The following is a 20,504-nucleotide window of genomic DNA, read 5'->3' on the forward strand; positions in this document are numbered from 1 at the left end:
TTCTCCTCCTACTTGATTGGTTGCTTATTCGGCAAGCCAGGTTTTCTTGGATACTTCTTCGGTGTTGGTTTCTTTTTCTGGATGATCAAAATGTGGCGTTTATCGGAGGTTTTAGGTAATTCAATCGCTTGTTCTCCAATGAATTTACCACCTAATTGAGCAATCGCCGGTTTTGCTTCTGCTAGTTCTTCTTCGCTTTTCGCAGCTTTCAATGCATAGAAATAGCCCTCTTGTTTTACTAACGGTAAGCACAGCTCCGTCAATACGTTCAAACGAGCCACTGCACGAGCGGTTACAAAATCAAACGATGCACGAAATTGCGGATTTTGTCCGAATGTTTCTGCTCGATCATGGTAAAGAGACGCATCGATTTCTAATTGATTGGTCAGTTCAGTCAAAAAGGTGATTCGCTTATTCAAGGAATCAACAATCGTTATTTGTAGCTCAGGAAAAGCGATTTTTAAAGGAATACTCGGAAATCCAGCGCCGGAACCAACGTCACATAAAGACAGGCCAGTTGAAAAATCAACATCAAACGCCAACGTCAACGAATCGTAAAAGTGTTTTAAATAGACTTCTTCTCGTTCAGTGATCGCCGTCAAATTCATTTTTTCATTCCACTCAACTAATAAATGAAAATAACGGTCGAACTGCGCCATTTGTTTATCGGATAAATGAATGTCTTTTTCTGCCAAGACTTGGCGAAATTCTTCTGGTGTCATAATTTGTCCTTTCATTGTGAAACAGCTAATTGTTTCACAGAATCTCTTCCTACTTTAACGCAAAATGAGCCGAGTTGCAATCTTTCCATATATAAATTTAAAGGAGGTTATGAAAAATTTGTATAGAGCGTAAATCAGCTTCTAAAATAGAAAAATGATTACGAATCAGGCAAAACAAAAAAGAGTGTTTTGCCTAGCATTTATACATCTTTCTTTTCATTTATTCTGCAAACACATTCTAATACAGAGTTATTTTATGTATACTCAAATAGAGAAGAATAATTATTCTCATCCGATAATTGTTTCCCTACGGTTCATTAAAACTGATTAGATCAAAAACAAGGAGGAGTTTCAAATCAAACTTGAAATAAAAACGTTATTTTTAAATTTTCTTTTGCTGCTTTCTTGCCTACTTTTTTCTCGCTGGTTTTTCATGCGTTACCTCTACTACTATTCTATTACGCTTTTTCCACCTTCTGGTTCTGTCGATTTTTGGTTTCCTTTTTTCTTAGTGATAATTATTGCGCTCTCCCTTTATGTCAGTATCCAGTGCCTTTTTACTAGAAAAATCTATCGGGAATGGCTGATCTTTTTTTCTTTTCTCTATCTCTCTTTTCTCGTTTATCTACTTTTCTTGAAAAATATTGGGATACGAGGGATGGAACTCCAACTTTTTTCGTGGGTAAAGGATTTGATTTCCGGCGATCCAATGATTGTTCTGTTTAATTTTTTGATGTTTCTCCCGCTAGGCTGGATGTTACCATTAAGTTGGAAGAGTAGTTTTTTGGTCATTTTATCTGTTTTAGGAGTTGAATGGATTCAATATTTCTTTTACCTAGGAATCTTTGATATGGGCGATGTTTTTGTAAATACTTGTGGGTTTCTTTTAGGTGCTTGTATACATAGGTTTCTGATCAGTCGATTGGATATTCAGGTTTCTTCTTTTTTACATAAGTGAATCAATTTATGTTCTTTCTAAAAAAATAACAGCGAACGAATCAGATGATTCATTAGCTGTTATTTTTATATTTCTTATTTAAGCAGACGTTTCTACTTTCGCAATCTTGCCTTGGTCAAAGAAAAAAAGCCGGACGCATCCGACTTTTTTAGGTGCATACCGAAGTAATACACCGCTATTTAGTATACTTATAGTACCACGAGCAATATACAGAGTAAAGCAAAAAAATTCTAACCATTTGAAATATACTCTTTTAACCCCTCTATTTTCTTTCTAGCATCTGTTCCTAGTATCTCACTGTAGGCTTTCATTGGAATAGAGGTATATAGAAGTTCTCTCTTCTTATCAAACTGTGATACCACACGGTTTAGTTCTGTTTTTGTCGTATATTGCTTCTTCATTAAAAATATAAGCAATACTAAAAAATCTACTATGCTTTCAAAATCAATGTTTTTAATCCCTGTACAATTTTCTAAATATTTTATAAGTTGAGAAGAGAAATTACTGTTATTAAATCTGCAATCAAAAATCATAGAATTATGCATTGTTGCATTTCTAATACCTGTTAAACAGAAAATTATATTTTCTAACATTCTACCATTCTGATTAAAACCAGTATGATGCATATTCATATCTTGAGTAAATTCAATTCTATATGAAATATTCATACAAGAGATAAAATTTCCAAACTCACCCATAGTTGTTACTTCAAAGTATGCCCATAATGGAAGTGGTTTACTGCTATGGAAAAAATGCTGAATACACGGATGTCCTTTAGAGTAGTTATACGCAATAGTACTGTCTATTTTGTTCCGTAACTCCAATTTTTTATTTAAATATTTTTTATATTCTTTATTACCTACAGGTTTTGCCTCATAATCATTTAATTTATTTTGATAAATACTTTCCATATCAGAATTGTCATCCTTGACTAAATAATCAATTAAACGATTTTTTAATGATGTTTCAATTCTTACTAGTAATGGATAAAATATTGTTTTTACTTCTATATCAAAATCATAGATAGCTTTCACTTCCTGAAAATTATTATAATTTTGCAAATTAGAACTCTTTTTTTATGTATCTACTCGCCTTGTAGCCATGATAATATCCCATGTTTAGTAGAGCTTGTTTCTCAGTGCTTCCATTGATCTCTACTCCATGAGAATTTCTAATATGTCTCATTAAACCATCGGTGCTTTTTCCTTTTTCTACCACTCACTACAACTCCTTTAGATTTAAATTGTTAGAATATTATAGCATTTGGCATTACTCCTTTACAATGCAGTCATGTCATCATTGGTCAGTCAGCACCTGTATTGTGAAATTATCCATTATTATTCTTTTATTTATTAAGGCGTATCTAAAAACTCATAAAAATATACCCAATTAGCTCATTCACAGTTAACAGAAGTGTGAAAATGCAATAAAAAGGAACTTCCTCTACAAAGGCTACCCTGATAAGGTAGCTAGGAAGTTCCCTAAATATGAAAATAATCAAAGTCCATGGCTTTAGAAATACCCACGCTACCTTGATCTTTGAGGCTAGTTCATAAGTAAAAGATGTAAAAGATAGACTAGAACATTCTTTACATGAATAGCTGAGAAATCGAGCCAGTCTACACGTTAAGAATTCATTTAGTATCATGAATTCTTAACGTATCACTGCTTTACGCTTCTACTTTCGCAATCTTCCCTTGTTCAATATACACCATCAAGATGCTTAGATCTGCTGGATTGACACCGCTGATGCGGCTTGCTTGGGCGATGGTTTCTGGACGGATTTTTTGAAGTTTTTGTTTTGCTTCAGTTGCTAATCCGTTGATCGCAGCATAATCAATATTTTCTGGGATGCGTTTTGCTTCCATCCGTTTTAGTTTTTCTACTTTTTCTAATGCTTTTTTGATATAGCCTTCGTATTTCAATTGGATTTCGACTTGCTCGATTTCTTTGCGTGTTAATTCCTCATTTTCAGGAATGAATCGTAAGAGATCTGCATAAGAGATTTCCGGACGACGCAAGAAGTCACTGGCTAATACGCCATCTTTTAATGGAGCAGCATTCAAGCTTGCTAAAAAGGCTTGAACTTCTTCTGTTGGTTTGATCCGAACGTTCATCAATCGTTTGATTTCTTGTTCTACTGCTGCTTTCTTTTTCAAATAAGCGGCGTACTGCTCTTCTTTTACCAAACCAATGTGGTGACCCATTTCCGTTAAGCGTAGGTCAGCGTTGTCATGACGAAGAAGTAAACGATATTCTGCCCGAGATGTCAGTAAACGGTACGGTTCATTCGTTCCTTTTGTCACTAAATCATCGATCATGACACCGATATAGCCATCGCTCCGTTTGATGACTAATGGCTCTTTGCCTTGGACTTTCAATGCCGCATTGATTCCTGCGATCAATCCTTGTCCTGCCGCTTCTTCGTACCCGCTTGTGCCATTTGTTTGGCCAGCTGTGTAAAGATTTTCTACGACTTTGGTTTCTAATGTAGGACGTAACTGATGTGGTTCAACGACATCATACTCAATAGCATAACCTGTACGCATCATTTCTGCTTTTTCTAAGCCAGCAATCGAATGCAGCATATCCACTTGGACATCTTCTGGAAGTGAAGTTGAAAGCCCTTGAACATAAACTTCTTCCGTATTCAATCCTTCTGGTTCTAAAAATAATTGATGACGTGGTTTATCCGCAAAACGAACGATTTTATCTTCGATTGACGGGCAGTAACGCGCACCGACACCTTCAACGATTCCTGTAAACATTGGTGCACGATGAAGATTGTCACGAATGATTTGATGGGTCGTTTCACCAGTATAAGTTAACCAACATGGTTCTTGGTTTAAGTTATAGGCACTGTCGGGTGTCGCAAAGCTAAAATGATTTGGCTCCTTGTCACCAGGTTGTTCTTCTGTGACAGAGTAATCGATCGTACTTGATTTCACACGTGGCGGAGTCCCAGTTTTAAAACGATCAATCGCAAAACCTAATTCTTTTAAGTGATTCGCTAAACCAATCGATGGTTGTGAGTTATTGGGACCGGATGAATATTTTAATTCACCGATGATGATCTCCCCACGCAATGCTGTACCCGCAGTGATAACGACTGCTTTTGAACGATAACTCGCTCCTGTTGAAGTTACTACACCACGACAAACACCATCTTCAACGATCAATTCTTCAACGATTCCTTGTCTTAATGTCAAATTCTCTTCTTTTTCAATCGTATGTTTCATTTCATTGGCATAGGCGTGCTTGTCTGCTTGCGCACGTAATGCTCGGACAGCAGGGCCTTTTCCAGTGTTCAACATTCTCATTTGAATGTATGTTTTATCAATGTTTTTACCCATTTCACCACCTAGTGCGTCGATCTCACGAACAACAACACCTTTGGCTGGACCGCCGACGGAAGGGTTACATGGCATAAATGCCACCATGTCTAAATTGATCGTTAACAGTAACGTTTTTGACCCCATGCGTGCAGCAGCCAAAGCGGCTTCTGAACCAGCATGTCCTGCTCCGACAACGATCACATCATATTCTTCTGCTTGATAATGATTCAAGAACTGTTCCTCCTTTATTATTTTCCGAGACAGAATTGACTGAACAATTGTGTGATCAATTCATCTTGGACACTATCTCCTACGACTTCACCGAGGTAATCCCAGCATCGTGTCATATCCATTTGGACTAGGTCGACGGGCATTCCTGCATCGATTCCCGCGATTACTTCTTGTAACGAAATAGCCGCTTTTTCTAGTAAGGCAATATGTCGTGTGTTGGATACATAAGTTGCATCTCTTTCTCCCGTTTGCCCACCGAAAAACAACTCAGAAATTGCTGTTTCTAATCGATCTAATCCTTCATTCTTAGCAACCGATACAGCGAATACCGGCTCATCTTCAATTAATGAGGCAAGCTTTTCTTCCTCTAGTTGTTTCGGTAAATCTGTTTTATTCAATAAAATAATCCGTTTCAAGCCTTTTGTTGCTTCCAATAACTGTTCATCTTCAATCGTTAATGGCTCGCTTTGATTCAAGACAAGTAAGATCAATTCAGATTCAGCTAAAGCTTTACGGCTGCGAGCGACACCGATTTGTTCGACGATATCTTCTGTTTCCCGAATACCTGCTGTATCGATCAACTTCAATGGTACGCCGCGAACATTGACGTATTCTTCGATCACATCTCTTGTCGTTCCCGCAATATCCGTCACGATCGCTTTTTCTTCACGTAACAAATGGTTCAATAAACTTGATTTCCCAACGTTTGGGCGACCAATGATAGCTGTGCTTAACCCTTCTCGTAAGACCTTCCCTTGTTGTGAAGTCGCTAAAAGAACTTCAATACGTTGTTGGATCATTTGTGCTTTTTCTAATAGAAGTTTTGTTGTCAATTCTTCGACATCATCATATTCAGGGTAATCGATATTCACTTCGACTTGTGCCAATGTTTCTAAAATCTCTTGTCGAAGAGAACGGATCAGCGCAGAAAGATTTCCGTCTAATTGGTTCAATGCCACGCCCATCGCCTTATCTGTTTTTGCACGGATCAAATCCATGACTGCCTCTGCTTGAGACAAATCAACACGGCCATTTAGAAATGCGCGTTTCGTAAATTCTCCTGGTTCTGCTAAACGTGCACCTTCTCTTAATAGAAGCTGTAAAATTTGATTGACGACGACGATTCCGCCATGACAATTGATTTCCACGACATCTTCACGGGTGAACGTTTTTGGTGCGCGCATCACAGATACCATCACTTCATCCACTAATTGTTCACTTTTGGGATCAACGATATGCCCATAGTGAATCGTATGACTAGGAACATCCAACAACTGCTTATTGCCGCTTTGATAGACTTTATTGGCGATGGTTAGTGCTTGATCACCGCTTAAACGCACAATGCTTATCGCTCCTTCACCAGGTGGCGTAGAGATTGCTGCGATCGTATCAAATTCTAAGGTTATTTCAGCCATTTTTTCACTTCCTTTTTCATTTTACGCACAAAAAAAGTGCCCACTTCACCCTTTGCAATAAATGGTGAACTTCGCACTTTGACTGCTTGTTCTGTTTAAATTCTGGTCATAGACTATCATATCTATTTCTAGTAATCAAGCTTTTTTGTCTATTTTTACGAGAGTGATTACTCATTCTTAAACTTTTTCTGCGCAAGATTGTTTTGGTTAGATGTATTCATTAGATAACGCGCTATAGAAGTAAATCTACTCTTATATCTTTATCTTTGTTCCAAAAAACGTTACACTTAAATTGTAACGGTATCTACATACTTTTTCTTTACCGAAAGGAGCAAAAAATATGGCCCAATTTAAACCAAGTGCAGTGGACGGGATAGATGATCCAAGGATCAATGAAGTCGTACTATCAACGGGGAATATCAATCAAAAATATATCGTCAGAGACATCGTATTTGTCGCGGAATGTATTGAAGCGGACTTATTCGATCCTACATTCAATAGTGATGATATGTTTTTAACGACGAAACAGAAATTGAAAAAGAAAGTGTTAGATTATGGCGCAAATGCTGTCATCAATTGCCACTTTGAGTATCAGCAAAAATCGCGAGATGGAAAACAGGTCATTGAGCTTTTTGCCTATGGTACCGTGATCCAATTTGTTCAAACAACGATTGGCTGATCAACAAAAAAACGTGCAGAGCGAATGCTCTGCACGTTTTTTCTACCAAAGTAAAGACTACCATCGTATACTCCGATAAGAATGATTTCTAATAAAATATACTTTGTTTGAAAAAGTTTGTCAATCTGATCGTACGATTTCGAATCATTTGATGCGTAGTAGTTATCTGACTGGCTCGACAACTAAGTAACGATATGGTTCATCACCTTCTGAGTGAGTTTGCACTCCTTCATGTTTACTTAACGCCGCATGGATCTGTTTACGCTCAAAGGCGGGCATTGGTTCTAAAAACACGGGTTGTCCTGTACGTAAGACTTTTTCTGCCGTACGCTCAGCTAGACGTTGAATGATTTCTTGTCTTTTCTCACGATAATTTCCAACATTTACCACTACGGATAGTTTGTTACCGGCAACTCGGTGAATAAACACTTGTGCTAAATATTGTAAGGCATTCAGCGTTTTTCCATGTTTACCGATCAACAAACCTTGTTTATCCGTTTCTAGATGGAAAACGATCGAATTTGCTTCTCTTGTCATTTTTACTACAGCTGGCGCATTCAGTTGTTGGGAGATCTCCGTGAGATAGGTTGCTAATTCCGATAAAGCTGCTTCGTCACCTAATTCACTTTTCTCTTCAATCGATTCCTCAGGTTCGATTTCATCCGTAATCTCTGTTTGAACAGATGTTTCTTCCAATACTTCTTCTACGGTTTCTTCAATCGTTTCAGATACAGCCTCGCTGATATTCGGTTCGATTGAAAGTTTGGCATTTCTTTTTCCCATTCCGAGAAATCCTTTTTTTCCTTCATCAAGTATCTCAATAGCGACTTGCTCTTTTGCTAGTCCTAATTCATTCAATCCAATTTCAACAGCTTCATCTACGGTTGCAGCTTCATAAATCGGCATTTGCATTCCCTCCCTTATTTTTTACGTTTTTTCTTAGGATTTTGTGCTTTACGCAATGCGCGTTCTTTTTCACGGATGCGTTGCGCTTCTTCTTCGCGCTCACGTTTGATTTTAAATGGATTATTGATCAATAGTGTTTGGAACACTTGGAAAGCATTGGATACTACCCAGTATAATGAAAGACCACTGGCTAAGTTGACACCCATAACTAAGATCATCACTGGCATCGCAAAGTTCATGACTTTCAAGGAAGCATTCGATTCTACTTGGCTCATACTTGATAGATAAGTACTTGCAAAAGTAAAGATCGCAGCCAAGACTGGTAAAATAAAGGTTGGGTCAGAGTTCCCTAAGTTCAACCATAAGAAGTGACCTTGACTTAACTCAGGAACACGAGAGATCGATTGCCACAAAGCCATCAAGATTGGCATTTGTACTAATAATGGAAGACATCCCGCATAAGGATTCACACCATTTTCGGCATATAATCGTTGTTGTGCTTCTCTTAACTTGCTTTGTGTTTCAGGGTCTTTTGAACTATATTCTTGTTGGATCGCTTTTAGTTTTGGTTGAAGTTCTTGGGTCTTACGCATGCTTTTTGTTTGGAAATGCATCAATGGTAATAAAATCACTCGAATGATGATCGTGAATAAGATGATCCCGATGCCGACATTCCCAAATGACAATGCTTTAATCGCTTCTGCAAAATAATAAACAATGTAGCGATCCCAAATTCCTGTACTTTGTGCGCTGACTTCTCCAGTTCCACAACCGGATAAGACGATGATCAGACCGACAAGCCCGGCCATCAAAAGTAAACGTTTGTATTTCTTCACTTACTCTTTTCCTCTCTGTCGATTATTTTTGCAAGCTTTAAGACGTGGACTAAGTTGGAGCGAATCTCATCGTAAGTCAATCCTTTAATGCTTGGTCTAGCAATCACAATAAAATCTAATTCCGGCTCGATCTCTTCTTTTAATGAATAAATCGCTGCACGGATCTTTCGTTTTACTTCATTGCGACATACAGCGTTTCCGACTTTCTTACCTACAGATAAGCCAACACGAAAATGCGGTTGCTCGTTCTTTTCTAAGCGGTACACGACAAACTTACGGTTAGCAAAGGAAGCGCCAGTTTGAAACACCGCTTGGAACTCTCGTTCTTTTTTCACTCGATACGCTTTTCTCATTCGTTTTCTTTCCTTTTCTATCTCTCACTTACGTTCCCAATCATACCATATTTACTATAAGTCTTTCACCCTTTCCCCTAAAAAAGGGCATAAAAAAAACCACTGTAACCCCAGTGGTCTAAGCTGAAAGAACTTTTCTTCCTTTACGACGACGGCTAGCTAAAACACGACGTCCATTTTTAGTACTCATACGTTTACGGAATCCGTGAACTTTTTGACGTTTACGTTTATTTGGTTGGTATGTTCTTTTCATCTTGTTCCACCTCCAGAAATTCTTATCTACATGTACATGAATTAAACACAGACATACTTTGATAGTATAACGAGTACATAGGGGATTTGTCAATATAAAAAAAGCTTTTATCTATAAAATAATTCTTCGCTTTATCCACAATAGGTATTTTTCTCTCTGTGTTTTCGTTGTGGATAAAGTTATGCACAAAAGTTTTCCACAGCATTTTGACCTCAGTTTTTACACAGAATAAACAGCTGAAAATAAGAAATCCACAAATGCTTTATTTTCTGTGTATTAATTTCTGTATCTATTGTCCTTATTACATTTTTTATCCACAACACGTTGGGGAAATCGTTACTTATCCAGCAGTTATCCACCTGTTGATTACTCTTGTGGATATCTTTTTTTCCTCTCTGTGATTTTCTTCTTTTTTTTCCTTCTGGATAATGTGGATAATTGTTATAAAAAATATTTTTCTTTTCTTTCTGTGGAAAACTTTTGTAAAAAATGCTAAATTAGTACTAGCTATTTACTTTTAATGAAGGAGGAGGCCTTGTATGGTATCCCTCGATGCTTTATGGACAGAATTAAAAACGACTTATCAAAAAGAACTGTCGCCAGCAAGTTACAATACTTGGATCGAGACAGCACAACCTAAATCATTAGAACAAAGCCAATTAGTGGTAACTGTTCCAAGTAAGATCCATAAGGAATATTGGGAAAAAAATCTCGCGACAAAGATTGTTGAGGTCGGCTACATGTTAACGGGAAAAGAGATCATTCCACGTTTTGTGACCGGTGAAGAAGCGGAACAAGAAGAAGTAGAAGAAATCAAAACAATGAAAGTTCCCCCTATCACACCAATCAAAAAAGCGATGTTGAATCCTAAGTATACCTTCGACACATTTGTGATCGGGAAAGGCAACCAGATGGCACATGCTGCTGCTTTGGTCGTCGCGGAAGACCCTGGTTCCATCTATAATCCATTGTTCTTCTATGGGGGCGTCGGACTTGGTAAGACTCACTTGATGCACGCGATTGGTCATCAAATGTTGTTGAGTCAGCCAAATGCAAAAGTCAAATATGTCAGCAGTGAAACGTTTGCCAATGATTTTATCAATTCGATCCAAAACAAAACGGCCGAAGAATTCCGCCAAGAATATCGTAATGTGGACTTACTATTAGTCGATGATATTCAATTTTTTGCTGAGAAAGAAGCGACTCAGGAAGAATTTTTCCATACATTCAATGCGCTTTACAATGAAGGAAAACAAATCGTATTAACAAGTGATCGTTTACCAAACGAGATCCCTAAATTGCAAGAACGACTCGTTTCTCGCTTTGCTTGGGGACTTTCAGTAGATATTACGCCGCCGGATCTAGAAACAAGAACAGCTATTTTAAGAAAAAAAGCCGCAGCAGAGCGCCTAGAGATCCCCGACGATACATTAAGTTATATTGCCGGACAGATCGATTCCAACATTCGTGAACTCGAAGGCGCACTTGTACGTGTCCAAGCGTTTGCTACGATGAATAGTGAAGATATATCAACTAGTTTAGCTGCTGATGCGCTTAAAACATTGAAATCTGGTAAAGGCCATCCGCAACTCTCGATTTTGCAGATCCAAGAGGAAGTTGCGAAGTATTATCATATCCAATTAAAAGATCTAAAAGGAAAGAAACGTGTCAAATCGATCGTTGTCCCTCGTCAAATCGCAATGTACTTGGCTCGGGAATTGACTGATAGCTCTCTTCCTAAAATCGGCGCTGAATTTGGCGGTAAAGACCATACCACAGTCATCCATGCGCACGAAAAAATCCAGCAGCTGATCGATTCAAGTGTCAGCATGCAAAATGAAGTGTCAGAAATCAAAAATTTCTTATTAAATTAAAACAGATGCTCGATAGAAAGAAAAAATGTATTGTGGATAAAAACAGAAATCATTCAAAAGTTATACACATATTTTCCACAGCTGTTTTTTCTTTTCTCTTCTAGCATTTTTATAGTTTTCCACAGTATCAACAGTACCTAATACTTTTATTACTTTATTTAACTAATAATAAAATAAATATACGGCAAAGGAGATCCACAATGAAAGTAACCTTAAACCGCGCAACATTTATGCAAGAATTGCAAACTGTTCAGCGTGCGATTTCAAGCAAAACGACAATCCCTATTTTGACTGGGGTCAAGATCACCCTTAATCAAGAAGGTCTGACTTTGACAGGAAGTAATGCAGATATTTCGATTGAAACATTTCTATCTGTTGAAAATGAAAAAGCTCAAATGCAAATCGAAGCAACTGGAGCGATCGTCCTACAAGCTCGTTTCTTCAGTGAAATCATTCGTCGATTACCCGAAGAAACTTTTACACTAGAAGTATTAGAAAACAAACAAGTAGCCATCACTTCAGGCAAAGCGAATTTCCTAGTCAATGGGTTAGATGCAGATAACTATCCTCATCTTCCTGTTGTTGAAAGCCATAACCAAATGAAATTACCTGTACACGTCTTGACAAAATTGATCAATGAAACCGTGTTTGCCGTTTCACAACATGAAAGTCGTCCGATCCTTACCGGTGTTCATTTCATTTTGAAAGACAACTCATTATTGGCAGTAGCAACTGACTCTCATCGTTTGAGCCAACGAGTGATCCCGATCGAACAATCCGCTGATCAATTTGATATCGTGATCCCTGGAAAAAGTTTGACTGAATTATCTCGTTCTTTGACAAATGAAGAAGAAATCGTCGAAATCAGTATTATGGAAAACCAAGTACTATTCAAAACGGAAAATATGTATTTTTATTCACGTCTGTTAGAAGGAAACTATCCTGACACGAATCGTTTGATTCCTTCAAGCTTCAATACAGAAGTTGAATTTTCTGTCCCAAGCTTTTTAGCAGCGATTGAGCGTGCTTCTTTGCTATCACATGAAGGCCGTAACAATATCGTTCGCTTATCGATCCAGCCTGATTCGGTTGTTCTCTATGGAAACTCTCCTGAAATCGGGAAAGTAGAAGAAAGCTTGAACTATACGACTAGCACGGGTGATCCATTGGATATTTCATTCAACCCAGACTATATGAAAGCCGCATTACGTGCATTTGGTGACATGAGTATCAAAGTGAAATTCATTTCTGCCATTCGTCCATTTACGTTAGAACCGACAGAAGATGGGGTCCAATTTATCCAATTGATCACCCCTGTACGTACAAACTAAAATTATCATTGAAAATAAACTGAAAAAATAATCCATTTTTAACAGAAGGCCCTAAAATCAATTTTAAGGCTTTCTGTTTCTTTTTGTTTAAAACACCTTTTTTCATTTAAATCCGCTCATATGGAAAAATATATGGATAAATTTGTTTTCTTGCGAAAAAAAGGGTATAATAAAGTATACTTTTAATAATGAAAATGAGGGATGAAGAGTGAAACAACAAGTCATTCTAAAAACTGAGTTTATGACGTTGGGTCAAATGCTTAAAGAAGTCACAGTCATCGGCAGTGGCGGACAAGCAAAATGGTATTTAGCAGAAAACACGGTTTTGGTTGATGGCGAGCCAGAAAATCGTCGTGGACGAAAGCTTTATCCCGGTATGATGATCGAAGTTCCAGAAGCAGGAACTTTTTTTATGGTAAAAAAAGGGAATAACGATAATGAGGCTGAATAAGCTGCACCTCAAAAATTATCGGAACTATCAAGAGTTACAGATTGATTTTTCCAAAAATCTCGTCATTTTTTTAGGGGAAAATGCCCAAGGAAAGACGAATCTTTTGGAAAGTATTTATGTGCTTGCAATGACAAGAAGCCACCGGACGAATAGTGAACAAGAATTGATTGGATGGAACGACGAACAGTCGATGATCCAAGGGGAGATCACACGAGGGACCTCTAAGATCCCTTTAGAGATCCAATTGTCTAAAAAAGGCCGCAAAACAAAGATCAATCATATCGAACAAAAGAAACTAAGTAGTTACGTTGGACAATTGAATGTCATCTTATTTGCTCCTGAGGATCTATCTTTAGTCAAAGGAAGCCCACAGATCCGACGCAAATTTTTAGATATGGAATTAGGTCAGATCAACCCGATCTATCTGTATGATCTTGTCCAATATCAAGCGATCTTAAAACAAAGAAATCAATATTTGAAACAATTGAATGAGAAAAAACAAACGGATTTACTTTATCTAGATATTTTATCCGAACAACTAGCAGAATTTGGCAGCAAAGTTTTAAAGGCAAGGGCGCAATTTATCAAGCGTTTAGAATATTGGGCAAATTCTTTGCATCAACAAATCACGCATCAAAGAGAACAGTTGGCAATCGAATATGTCACGTCCCTCTCTTCTTTAGACACTCTGACAGTTCAAGAGATCCAATCACAATTTTTAACGTTGCTCGAACAAAATAAAAAGAAGGATCTCTTTCGAGGGACAACAACTGTCGGTCCTCATCGAGATGACCTTTCTTTTTTTGTCAATGAAAAAAACGTACAAAATTTTGGTTCTCAAGGCCAACAACGAACGACAGCATTAAGTGTCAAATTAGCAGAAATCGATTTGATCAAAGAAGAAACAGGCGAATATCCGATTCTATTACTAGATGATGTGATGAGTGAGTTAGACGATCAACGTCAACTCCATTTGCTAGAAACGATCGAAGGGAAAGTCCAAACGTTCTTAACGACTACCACCCTTGATCACGTTAAAAATAAAATGACTGTTGAACCTGAGATTTTTTATGTTCAGCAGGGGGAAATAAAAGGAGAATAATCATACATGACAGAAGAAAGAAGTTTAGTCGAGCGCGCAAAAGAATATGATGCCAGTCAGATTCAAGTGCTTGAAGGTCTTGAAGCCGTTCGAAAACGTCCGGGAATGTACATTGGTTCAACAAGTTCAGAAGGACTCCACCACTTAGTTTGGGAAATCGTCGACAATTCGATCGATGAAGTCTTGGCAGGATTTGCGACAAAGATCCAAGTGATCATTGAAGAAGACAACAGTATCACTGTAGTCGATGATGGTCGTGGGATTCCGGTCGATATCCAAGCGAAGACTGGTCGCCCAGCTGTTGAGACTGTCTTCACTGTCTTACATGCAGGTGGTAAATTTGGCGGAGGCGGCTACAAAGTATCCGGTGGTCTGCATGGGGTTGGATCTTCCGTTGTTAATGCATTATCGACATTGTTAGATGTCAAAGTCTACAAAGACGGCAAGATTTACTATCAAGAGTATCGTCGTGGTGCAGTCGTCGATGATTTAAAAGTCATCGGTGACACTGATTTGAGCGGAACGACTGTCCATTTTATCCCAGATCCAGAAATTTTTACGGAAACGACAACTTTCGATTTCAACAAATTAGCGACTCGTATTCGTGAGTTAGCTTTCTTGAATCGTGGCATGAAAATCTCGATTGAAGATCGTCGCGAAGAAACGCCTGTCTTGAAAGAATACCACTATGACGGCGGAATCAAGAGTTATGTCGAATATTTAAATGCAAGTAAAACAGTCATCTTCCCTGAACCTGTTTATTTAGAAGGGGAGCAACAAGAAATCACTGTTGAAGTTTCGATGCAATATACAGATGGTTATCATTCCAATATCATGAGTTTTGCCAATAATATCCATACGTATGAAGGCGGAACCCATGAATCAGGATTTAAGACAGCTTTGACACGTGTCATCAATGATTACGCGCGTAAGCAAAAATTGATGAAAGAAAATGATGATAATTTGACCGGTGAAGATGTCCGTGAGGGATTGACAGCAGTCATTTCGATCAAGCATCCAGATCCGCAGTTTGAAGGACAAACGAAGACAAAACTAGGAAATTCAGAAGTACGTACCGTTACTGATCGTTTGTTCAGTGAGCATTTTATGAAGTTCTTATTGGAAAATCCAAGTGTTGGCCGTCAAATCGTCGAAAAAGGTCTCCTGGCTTCTAGAGCCCGCTTAGCAGCGAAACGTGCGCGTGAAGTGACTCGAAGAAAAGGCGCACTAGAAATCAGTAATTTACCTGGTAAATTAGCCGATTGCTCAAGTAATGATCCGGAAAAATGCGAATTATTCATCGTCGAAGGAGATTCTGCCGGCGGTTCAGCGAAACAAGGACGAAGCCGTGAATTCCAAGCGATTTTACCGATTCGTGGGAAAATCCTGAACGTGGAAAAAGCAAGTATGGATAAAATTTTAGCGAACGAAGAAATTCGCTCATTGTTTACAGCGATGGGAACAGGTTTTGGTGAAGATTTTGACGTGTCTAAGGCACGATATCATAAATTAGTTATCATGACCGATGCCGATGTCGATGGTGCGCACATCCGTACGTTGCTATTGACACTCTTTTATCGTTACATGCGCCCAATCGTGGAGGCTGGCTATGTTTATATCGCGCAACCACCACTATATGGTGTCAAACAAGGAAAGAAAATCACGTATGTCCAACCAGGGAAAAATGCAGAAGAAGATTTGAGAAAAGTCATCGAATCACTACCAGCAACACCAAAACCAAGTGTCCAACGATACAAAGGGCTTGGTGAAATGGATGATCATCAACTATGGGAAACGACAATGGACCCAAGCAAACGGATGATGGCTCGTGTCAGCGTTGATGATGCGATTGCTGCCGATGAAGTATTTGAAATGTTGATGGGCGATCGAGTGGAACCTCGTCGTGCATTTATTGAAGAAAATGCGCATTATGTTAAAAATCTAGATATTTGATCATGAAGGAGGAAGAAAAATGAGTGAAGAAATCAGAGAAAACATCCATGATGTCAATCTAACCAGCGAAATGAAAGACTCCTTCATTGATTACGCCATGAGTGTCATCGTTGCTCGGGCTTTACCAGATGTTAGAGATGGATTGAAACCAGTTCACCGCCGTATTTTATACGGCATGAACGAACTCGGTGTCACACCGGATAAAGCGCACAAGAAATCAGCCAGAATCGTTGGGGACGTTATGGGTAAATACCATCCCCACGGTGATAGTGCGATCTATGAATCAATGGTCCGTATGGCACAGCCATTTAGTTACCGTTACATGTTAGTTGATGGTCATGGAAACTTTGGCTCAGTGGATGGCGATGGCGCAGCTGCGATGCGTTATACGGAAGCAAGAATGAGTAAAATCGCGACAGAAATGTTACGAGATATCAATAAAAATACCGTTGATTTCCAAAGCAACTACGATGATACGGAAAAAGAACCGGTTGTTTTACCGGCACGTTTCCCTAACTTATTAGTCAATGGTACGACAGGGATCGCGGTCGGGATGGCGACGAATATCCCGCCACATAACCTGACAGAAGTGGTAGCAGCGATTGATCTATTGATGGAAAATCCCGATGTCACAACAAATGAATTGATGGAAGTCTTACCTGGACCTGATTTTCCTACAGGCGGATTAGTGATGGGTAAATCTGGTATTCGTCGTGCGTACGAAACGGGTAAAGGTTCGATCACTGTTCGAGCAAAAGTAGAAATCACAGAAATGCCAAACGGAAAAGAGCGGATCTTAGTCACTGAATTGCCTTATATGGTCAATAAAGCGAAATTGATCGAGCGAATTTCAGAGTTGCACCGTGATAAACGAATCGAAGGTATCACTGATCTAAGAGACGAGTCTTCTCGTGAAGGAATGCGTATCGTGATCGATGTACGTCGAGATGCAAGTGCTTCTGTCATTTTAAACAATCTCTACAAACTGACATCCTTGCAAAACTCATTTGGTTTCAATATGTTAGCAATCGAAAAAGGTGTGCCGAAAGTTCTTAGCTTGAAGCAGATCCTTGAAAATTATATCGAACACCAACGCGAAGTAATCACACGTCGTACCGTGTTTGAAAAGGACAAAGCAGAAGCAAGAGCGCACATCTTGGAAGGGTTGCGAATCGCTTTAGACCATATCGATGAGATCATCGCGATCATTCGTGGGTCTAAATCTGATGAAGAAGCGAAAAATACGATGATCGAACGCTTTGAGCTTTCTGATCGCCAATCACAAGCGATCTTAGACATGCGTTTACGTCGTTTGACTGGTTTGGAAAGAGAAAAAATCGAAAATGAGTACCAAGAATTATTGAAACTCATTGAAGATTTAGCTGATATTCTTGCTCGTCCTGAACGAGTAACGGAAATCATCCAAACTGAACTTGCTGAATTAAGCCAACGATTTGGTGACAAACGTCGTACAGAATTATTAGTCGGCGAAGTCTTGAGTCTAGAAGACGAAGACTTGATTGAAGAAGAAGAAATCGTGATCACGTTGACGAATAACGGCTATATCAAGCGTTTAGCCAACAATGAATTCCGCGCACAACGTCGTGGCGGTCGCGGGATCCAAGGAATGGGCGTCCATAACGATGATTTCGTGAAAAATCTCGTTTCTTGCTCGACACATGACACATTGTTGTTCTTTACAAATAACGGAAAAGTGTATCGTGCGAAAGGATATGAGATTCCAGAATACGGACGTACAGCTAAAGGTATCCCGATCATCAACTTGCTTGGGATTGATTCAAGCGAGAAGATCCAGGCCATCATTGCAGTGACTGGCGAAGCAGAAGAAGGACATTATTTATTCTTCACAACACGCCAAGGAACAGTCAAACGTACAACTGTCACTGCATTTGCGAATATCCGCAGTAATGGGTTGATTGCGATTGGCTTGAAAGAAAATGATGAATTGGTGAATGTATTATTGACGGATGGCAAATCAAACATCATCATTGGCACGCACGATGGGTATTCTGTGACATTTGCAGAAGATGCCGTTCGTGATATGGGACGTACAGCCTCTGGTGTTCGTGGTGTTCGTTTGAGAGAAGACGATTATGTCGTAGGTGCAGCCTTGATGAATGACGACCATGAAGTCTTGATCATCACAGAAAAAGGTTACGGTAAACGAACGAAAGTTTCTGAGTATCCAGTCAAAGGCCGTGGTGGTAAAGGGATCAAGACGGCCAATATCACTGAGAAAAATGGGCCATTAGCTGGATTGACGACTGTGACCGGTGAAGAGGATATCATGTTGATCACAGACAAAGGCGTGATCATCCGCTTCAACGTTTCAACTGTTTCTCAAACAGGTCGTGCAACGCTAGGCGTACGTTTGATCAAGATGGAAGCAGAAACAAAAGTTGTGACGATGGCAGCGGTAGAACCAGAACCCGCAGAAGAAGCAACTGTTGAAGCAGACACAACGGATGTAGAAACAGACAACACAGAAGAATAGAAAATAGACGTAAACGAGTAGTGAATGTCTTAACTATCAGAGCCTCCGAGACTAGGTAAAACGGCTCTTTGTCAATAAGGACTGATGAGTGCAATCAAGTGAAATCCGGAAGAAGAAGTGAACACTTCTTCTCCGGATTTTCTTCGTTATTTGACGTGAATGACTTGATTCGTCAAAAAGATTCGGATGCGCATGTTCTCAAATGATTTAAAGCCATAAGACACTCGTTTGAGTGTTTTGATGTGGGTGTTTTTTGCTTCAATTTTCCCATTAGAGTAAGGATAAATCAAAGAATGACGAATCCCTTCTTCATAGCTCAGAAGATTTTGTAGTTTTAGCCGAAATTCTTTATCTAATGTTTCTGGTAACTGATGCAAGAGAGTGAAAAATGACTCGTGGTCTTTGTCACGAAAGGCATCCGCTAGTTCATGGAACGCTTGATAGGCGACTTTCAAGGCAGTTGAAGCACTTAATAAACGGTCAAGCACCATGGCTTCTGTCAGGTAAGGATACTTTGGGGCACGAAAGCTACGCCAAGTTTTATATTCTGTGTGGTTGATATTCTTCCGATTTTTGGTGAGTAAGCGCCAATGGCTTTTTAATTTCCTTGGCATTGTCCGATTGCCCGAAGCAATCAGGCGTTTCATTTCACGGACACGAAAATCTTGGAACGCTTGATTCATGTGTTTGATCACATGAAAACGATCAATGACCAGTTTGGCATGAGGAAATACTTTTTTTGTTAGTTGAAAATACGCCGCATTCATATCAGTAACTAAATAGTCGACGTCAGATGGATTCACACATGTCTGGAAATAAGTGGTCAACCGAGACAATTTTCGAGTGGGTAAGATATCAACTAATTGCCCGGTTTCCCCATCGGCACAAATAAAACTCATCTTATCTTCTGAGGATACATGGGAACGAAATTCATCGACCATCAATACTTTGGGCAGGTGGCGCTTGGCTTGTTTTGGTAAATAGGTTTTTAACGACTTCAAAATACGCGTCACCGTTGGAATAGACACCTGGCAATGCTTTGCGATAAAAGATAAGGAGACCTTTTCGGTGAGTAAAGCAATGATTTTCATTTTTACATGCTCGGCAATCGAATGATTTGGCCGAACAAAATAGCTTTGGGCTGTCCAATGGGTATGGCAGTTTCTACAGTGATAACGTTGTTTCTTCAGCCGCATGATTAGCGGTAAATGGTTGAATTGATCGAAACGAATGCAGGTCATTTTCTTGCCATTTTTGACAATGACCGTTTTCCCCTTCGAATCTCTCACGGCAGAGCCACAAGTCAAACAAGCAGAAGTAGGAGGAGCTAACACTGCGTCAATAACTAAAGTATTGGTTTGATGGAACGTTTCGTAAGAAACATCTTGGATGGTTAAATATTTATCTGTTAATCGGAGCATTTTTTTGATAGAATTTTCCATAGAGCATATCGTCCTCTCAGTTGTTTATTTTGTGGTGATTTAATCATACTAGAGAACGATATGTTTTTTAATACCCAAAAAGAAAAAGTGGACTGACGAATCAGAATTGATTCATCAGTCCACTTTATTATAGAGCCGGTAAAACTAG

At 39.0% G+C, this 20,504-nt stretch carries 18 protein-coding genes and 1 pseudogene; 9 read left to right on the top strand and 10 right to left on the bottom strand.

What is annotated here, in order from left to right; translation table 11 throughout:
* Positions 1 to 8 precede the first annotated feature (8 nt).
* Positions 9 to 722: a 16S rRNA (guanine(527)-N(7))-methyltransferase RsmG gene (gene rsmG, locus DOK79_RS05905; RefSeq protein WP_206856710.1), complete on the bottom strand. Its 714-nt coding sequence runs from the start codon at positions 720 to 722 to the stop codon at positions 9 to 11.
* Positions 723 to 1,380: 658 nt separating this feature from the next.
* Between rsmG and DOK79_RS05910 the strand changes: the two genes are divergently transcribed.
* The gene (locus DOK79_RS05910) at positions 1,381 to 1,680 is read left to right on the top strand and encodes a VanZ family protein (protein ID WP_242543295.1); all 300 of its coding nucleotides are present in this window, start codon (positions 1,381 to 1,383) and stop codon (positions 1,678 to 1,680) included.
* Between the two features lie 230 nt (positions 1,681 to 1,910).
* On the opposite strand, the gene DOK79_RS05915 is transcribed toward DOK79_RS05910, so the two are convergent.
* Both DOK79_RS05915 and DOK79_RS05920 read right to left on the bottom strand, forming a co-directional pair.
* The gene (locus DOK79_RS05915; protein ID WP_206856691.1) at positions 1,911 to 2,741 is read right to left on the bottom strand and encodes an Abi family protein; all 831 of its coding nucleotides are present in this window, start codon (positions 2,739 to 2,741) and stop codon (positions 1,911 to 1,913) included.
* Position 2,742: 1 nt separating this feature from the next.
* Positions 2,743 to 2,898 (bottom strand): hypothetical protein, encoded by a 156-nt coding sequence (locus DOK79_RS05920; protein ID WP_206856690.1) that lies wholly within the window; start codon positions 2,896 to 2,898, stop codon positions 2,743 to 2,745.
* 211 nt (positions 2,899 to 3,109) lie between these two features.
* On the opposite strand from DOK79_RS05920, the pseudogene DOK79_RS05925 reads away from it, so the two are divergent.
* Positions 3,110 to 3,233: pseudogene (locus DOK79_RS05925) on the top strand (site-specific integrase); the annotation flags it as partial.
* A gap of 117 nt (positions 3,234 to 3,350) precedes the next feature.
* Here DOK79_RS05925 and mnmG read toward each other — a convergent pair.
* Positions 3,351 to 5,246 (bottom strand): tRNA uridine-5-carboxymethylaminomethyl(34) synthesis enzyme MnmG, encoded by a 1,896-nt coding sequence (gene mnmG, locus DOK79_RS05930; protein ID WP_206856689.1) that lies wholly within the window; start codon positions 5,244 to 5,246, stop codon positions 3,351 to 3,353.
* A 17-nt stretch (positions 5,247 to 5,263) separates the two neighbouring features.
* Positions 5,264 to 6,661: a tRNA uridine-5-carboxymethylaminomethyl(34) synthesis GTPase MnmE gene (gene mnmE / locus DOK79_RS05935; protein WP_206856687.1), complete on the bottom strand. Its 1,398-nt coding sequence runs from the start codon at positions 6,659 to 6,661 to the stop codon at positions 5,264 to 5,266.
* A 340-nt stretch (positions 6,662 to 7,001) separates the two neighbouring features.
* Here mnmE and DOK79_RS05940 point away from each other — a divergent pair, with 340 nt between their 5' ends.
* Positions 7,002 to 7,340, top strand: coding sequence for a heavy metal-binding domain-containing protein (locus tag DOK79_RS05940; RefSeq protein ID WP_206856686.1), 339 nt, complete (start codon positions 7,002 to 7,004; stop codon positions 7,338 to 7,340).
* A gap of 162 nt (positions 7,341 to 7,502) precedes the next feature.
* Here the strand turns inward: DOK79_RS05940 and jag are convergent, their stop codons facing one another.
* The 4 genes from jag to rpmH form a co-directional block, all read right to left on the bottom strand.
* Positions 7,503 to 8,246 (bottom strand): RNA-binding cell elongation regulator Jag/EloR, encoded by a 744-nt coding sequence (gene jag / locus DOK79_RS05945; protein WP_206856685.1) that lies wholly within the window; start codon positions 8,244 to 8,246, stop codon positions 7,503 to 7,505.
* A gap of 14 nt (positions 8,247 to 8,260) precedes the next feature.
* Positions 8,261 to 9,082 (bottom strand): membrane protein insertase YidC, encoded by an 822-nt coding sequence (locus tag DOK79_RS05950; RefSeq protein ID WP_206856684.1) that lies wholly within the window; start codon positions 9,080 to 9,082, stop codon positions 8,261 to 8,263.
* Positions 9,079 to 9,435 carry a ribonuclease P protein component gene (gene rnpA / locus DOK79_RS05955; RefSeq protein ID WP_206856683.1) on the bottom strand — a complete coding sequence of 119 codons (357 nt, stop codon included), beginning with the start codon at positions 9,433 to 9,435 and terminating at the stop codon, positions 9,079 to 9,081. The genes DOK79_RS05950 and rnpA overlap by 4 nt, the downstream gene beginning before the upstream one ends.
* A gap of 118 nt (positions 9,436 to 9,553) precedes the next feature.
* The gene (gene rpmH, locus DOK79_RS05960) at positions 9,554 to 9,688 is read right to left on the bottom strand and encodes a 50S ribosomal protein L34 (protein WP_002293121.1); all 135 of its coding nucleotides are present in this window, start codon (positions 9,686 to 9,688) and stop codon (positions 9,554 to 9,556) included.
* A gap of 539 nt (positions 9,689 to 10,227) precedes the next feature.
* Here rpmH and dnaA point away from each other — a divergent pair.
* From dnaA to gyrA, 6 genes are all read left to right on the top strand, one after another.
* Complete coding sequence (gene dnaA / locus DOK79_RS05965) at positions 10,228 to 11,562, top strand: chromosomal replication initiator protein DnaA (RefSeq protein ID WP_023518857.1); 1,335 nt, start codon at positions 10,228 to 10,230, stop codon at positions 11,560 to 11,562.
* 200 nt (positions 11,563 to 11,762) lie between these two features.
* Positions 11,763 to 12,893, top strand: coding sequence for a DNA polymerase III subunit beta (gene dnaN, locus DOK79_RS05970; protein ID WP_019723042.1), 1,131 nt, complete (start codon positions 11,763 to 11,765; stop codon positions 12,891 to 12,893).
* 208 nt (positions 12,894 to 13,101) lie between these two features.
* A complete protein-coding gene (gene yaaA / locus DOK79_RS05975; protein ID WP_019723041.1) occupies positions 13,102 to 13,344 on the top strand; it encodes a S4 domain-containing protein YaaA in 243 nt (80 codons plus the stop codon).
* The gene (gene recF / locus DOK79_RS05980; RefSeq protein WP_206856682.1) at positions 13,331 to 14,446 is read left to right on the top strand and encodes a DNA replication/repair protein RecF; all 1,116 of its coding nucleotides are present in this window, start codon (positions 13,331 to 13,333) and stop codon (positions 14,444 to 14,446) included. The genes yaaA and recF overlap by 14 nt, the downstream gene beginning before the upstream one ends.
* A 6-nt stretch (positions 14,447 to 14,452) precedes the next feature.
* Positions 14,453 to 16,399, top strand: coding sequence for a DNA topoisomerase (ATP-hydrolyzing) subunit B (gyrB, locus tag DOK79_RS05985; protein WP_206856681.1), 1,947 nt, complete (start codon positions 14,453 to 14,455; stop codon positions 16,397 to 16,399).
* Between the two features lie 19 nt (positions 16,400 to 16,418).
* Complete coding sequence (gyrA, locus tag DOK79_RS05990; protein WP_206856679.1) at positions 16,419 to 18,914, top strand: DNA gyrase subunit A; 2,496 nt, start codon at positions 16,419 to 16,421, stop codon at positions 18,912 to 18,914.
* Between the two features lie 146 nt (positions 18,915 to 19,060).
* On the opposite strand, the gene DOK79_RS05995 is transcribed toward gyrA, so the two are convergent.
* Complete coding sequence (locus DOK79_RS05995; protein WP_206859623.1) at positions 19,061 to 20,356, bottom strand: ISL3 family transposase; 1,296 nt, start codon at positions 20,354 to 20,356, stop codon at positions 19,061 to 19,063.
* Positions 20,357 to 20,504 lie beyond the last annotated feature (148 nt).

Source organism: Enterococcus sp. DIV1094, assembly GCF_017316305.2.
Classification (GTDB): domain Bacteria; phylum Bacillota; class Bacilli; order Lactobacillales; family Enterococcaceae; genus Enterococcus_B; species Enterococcus_B mangumiae.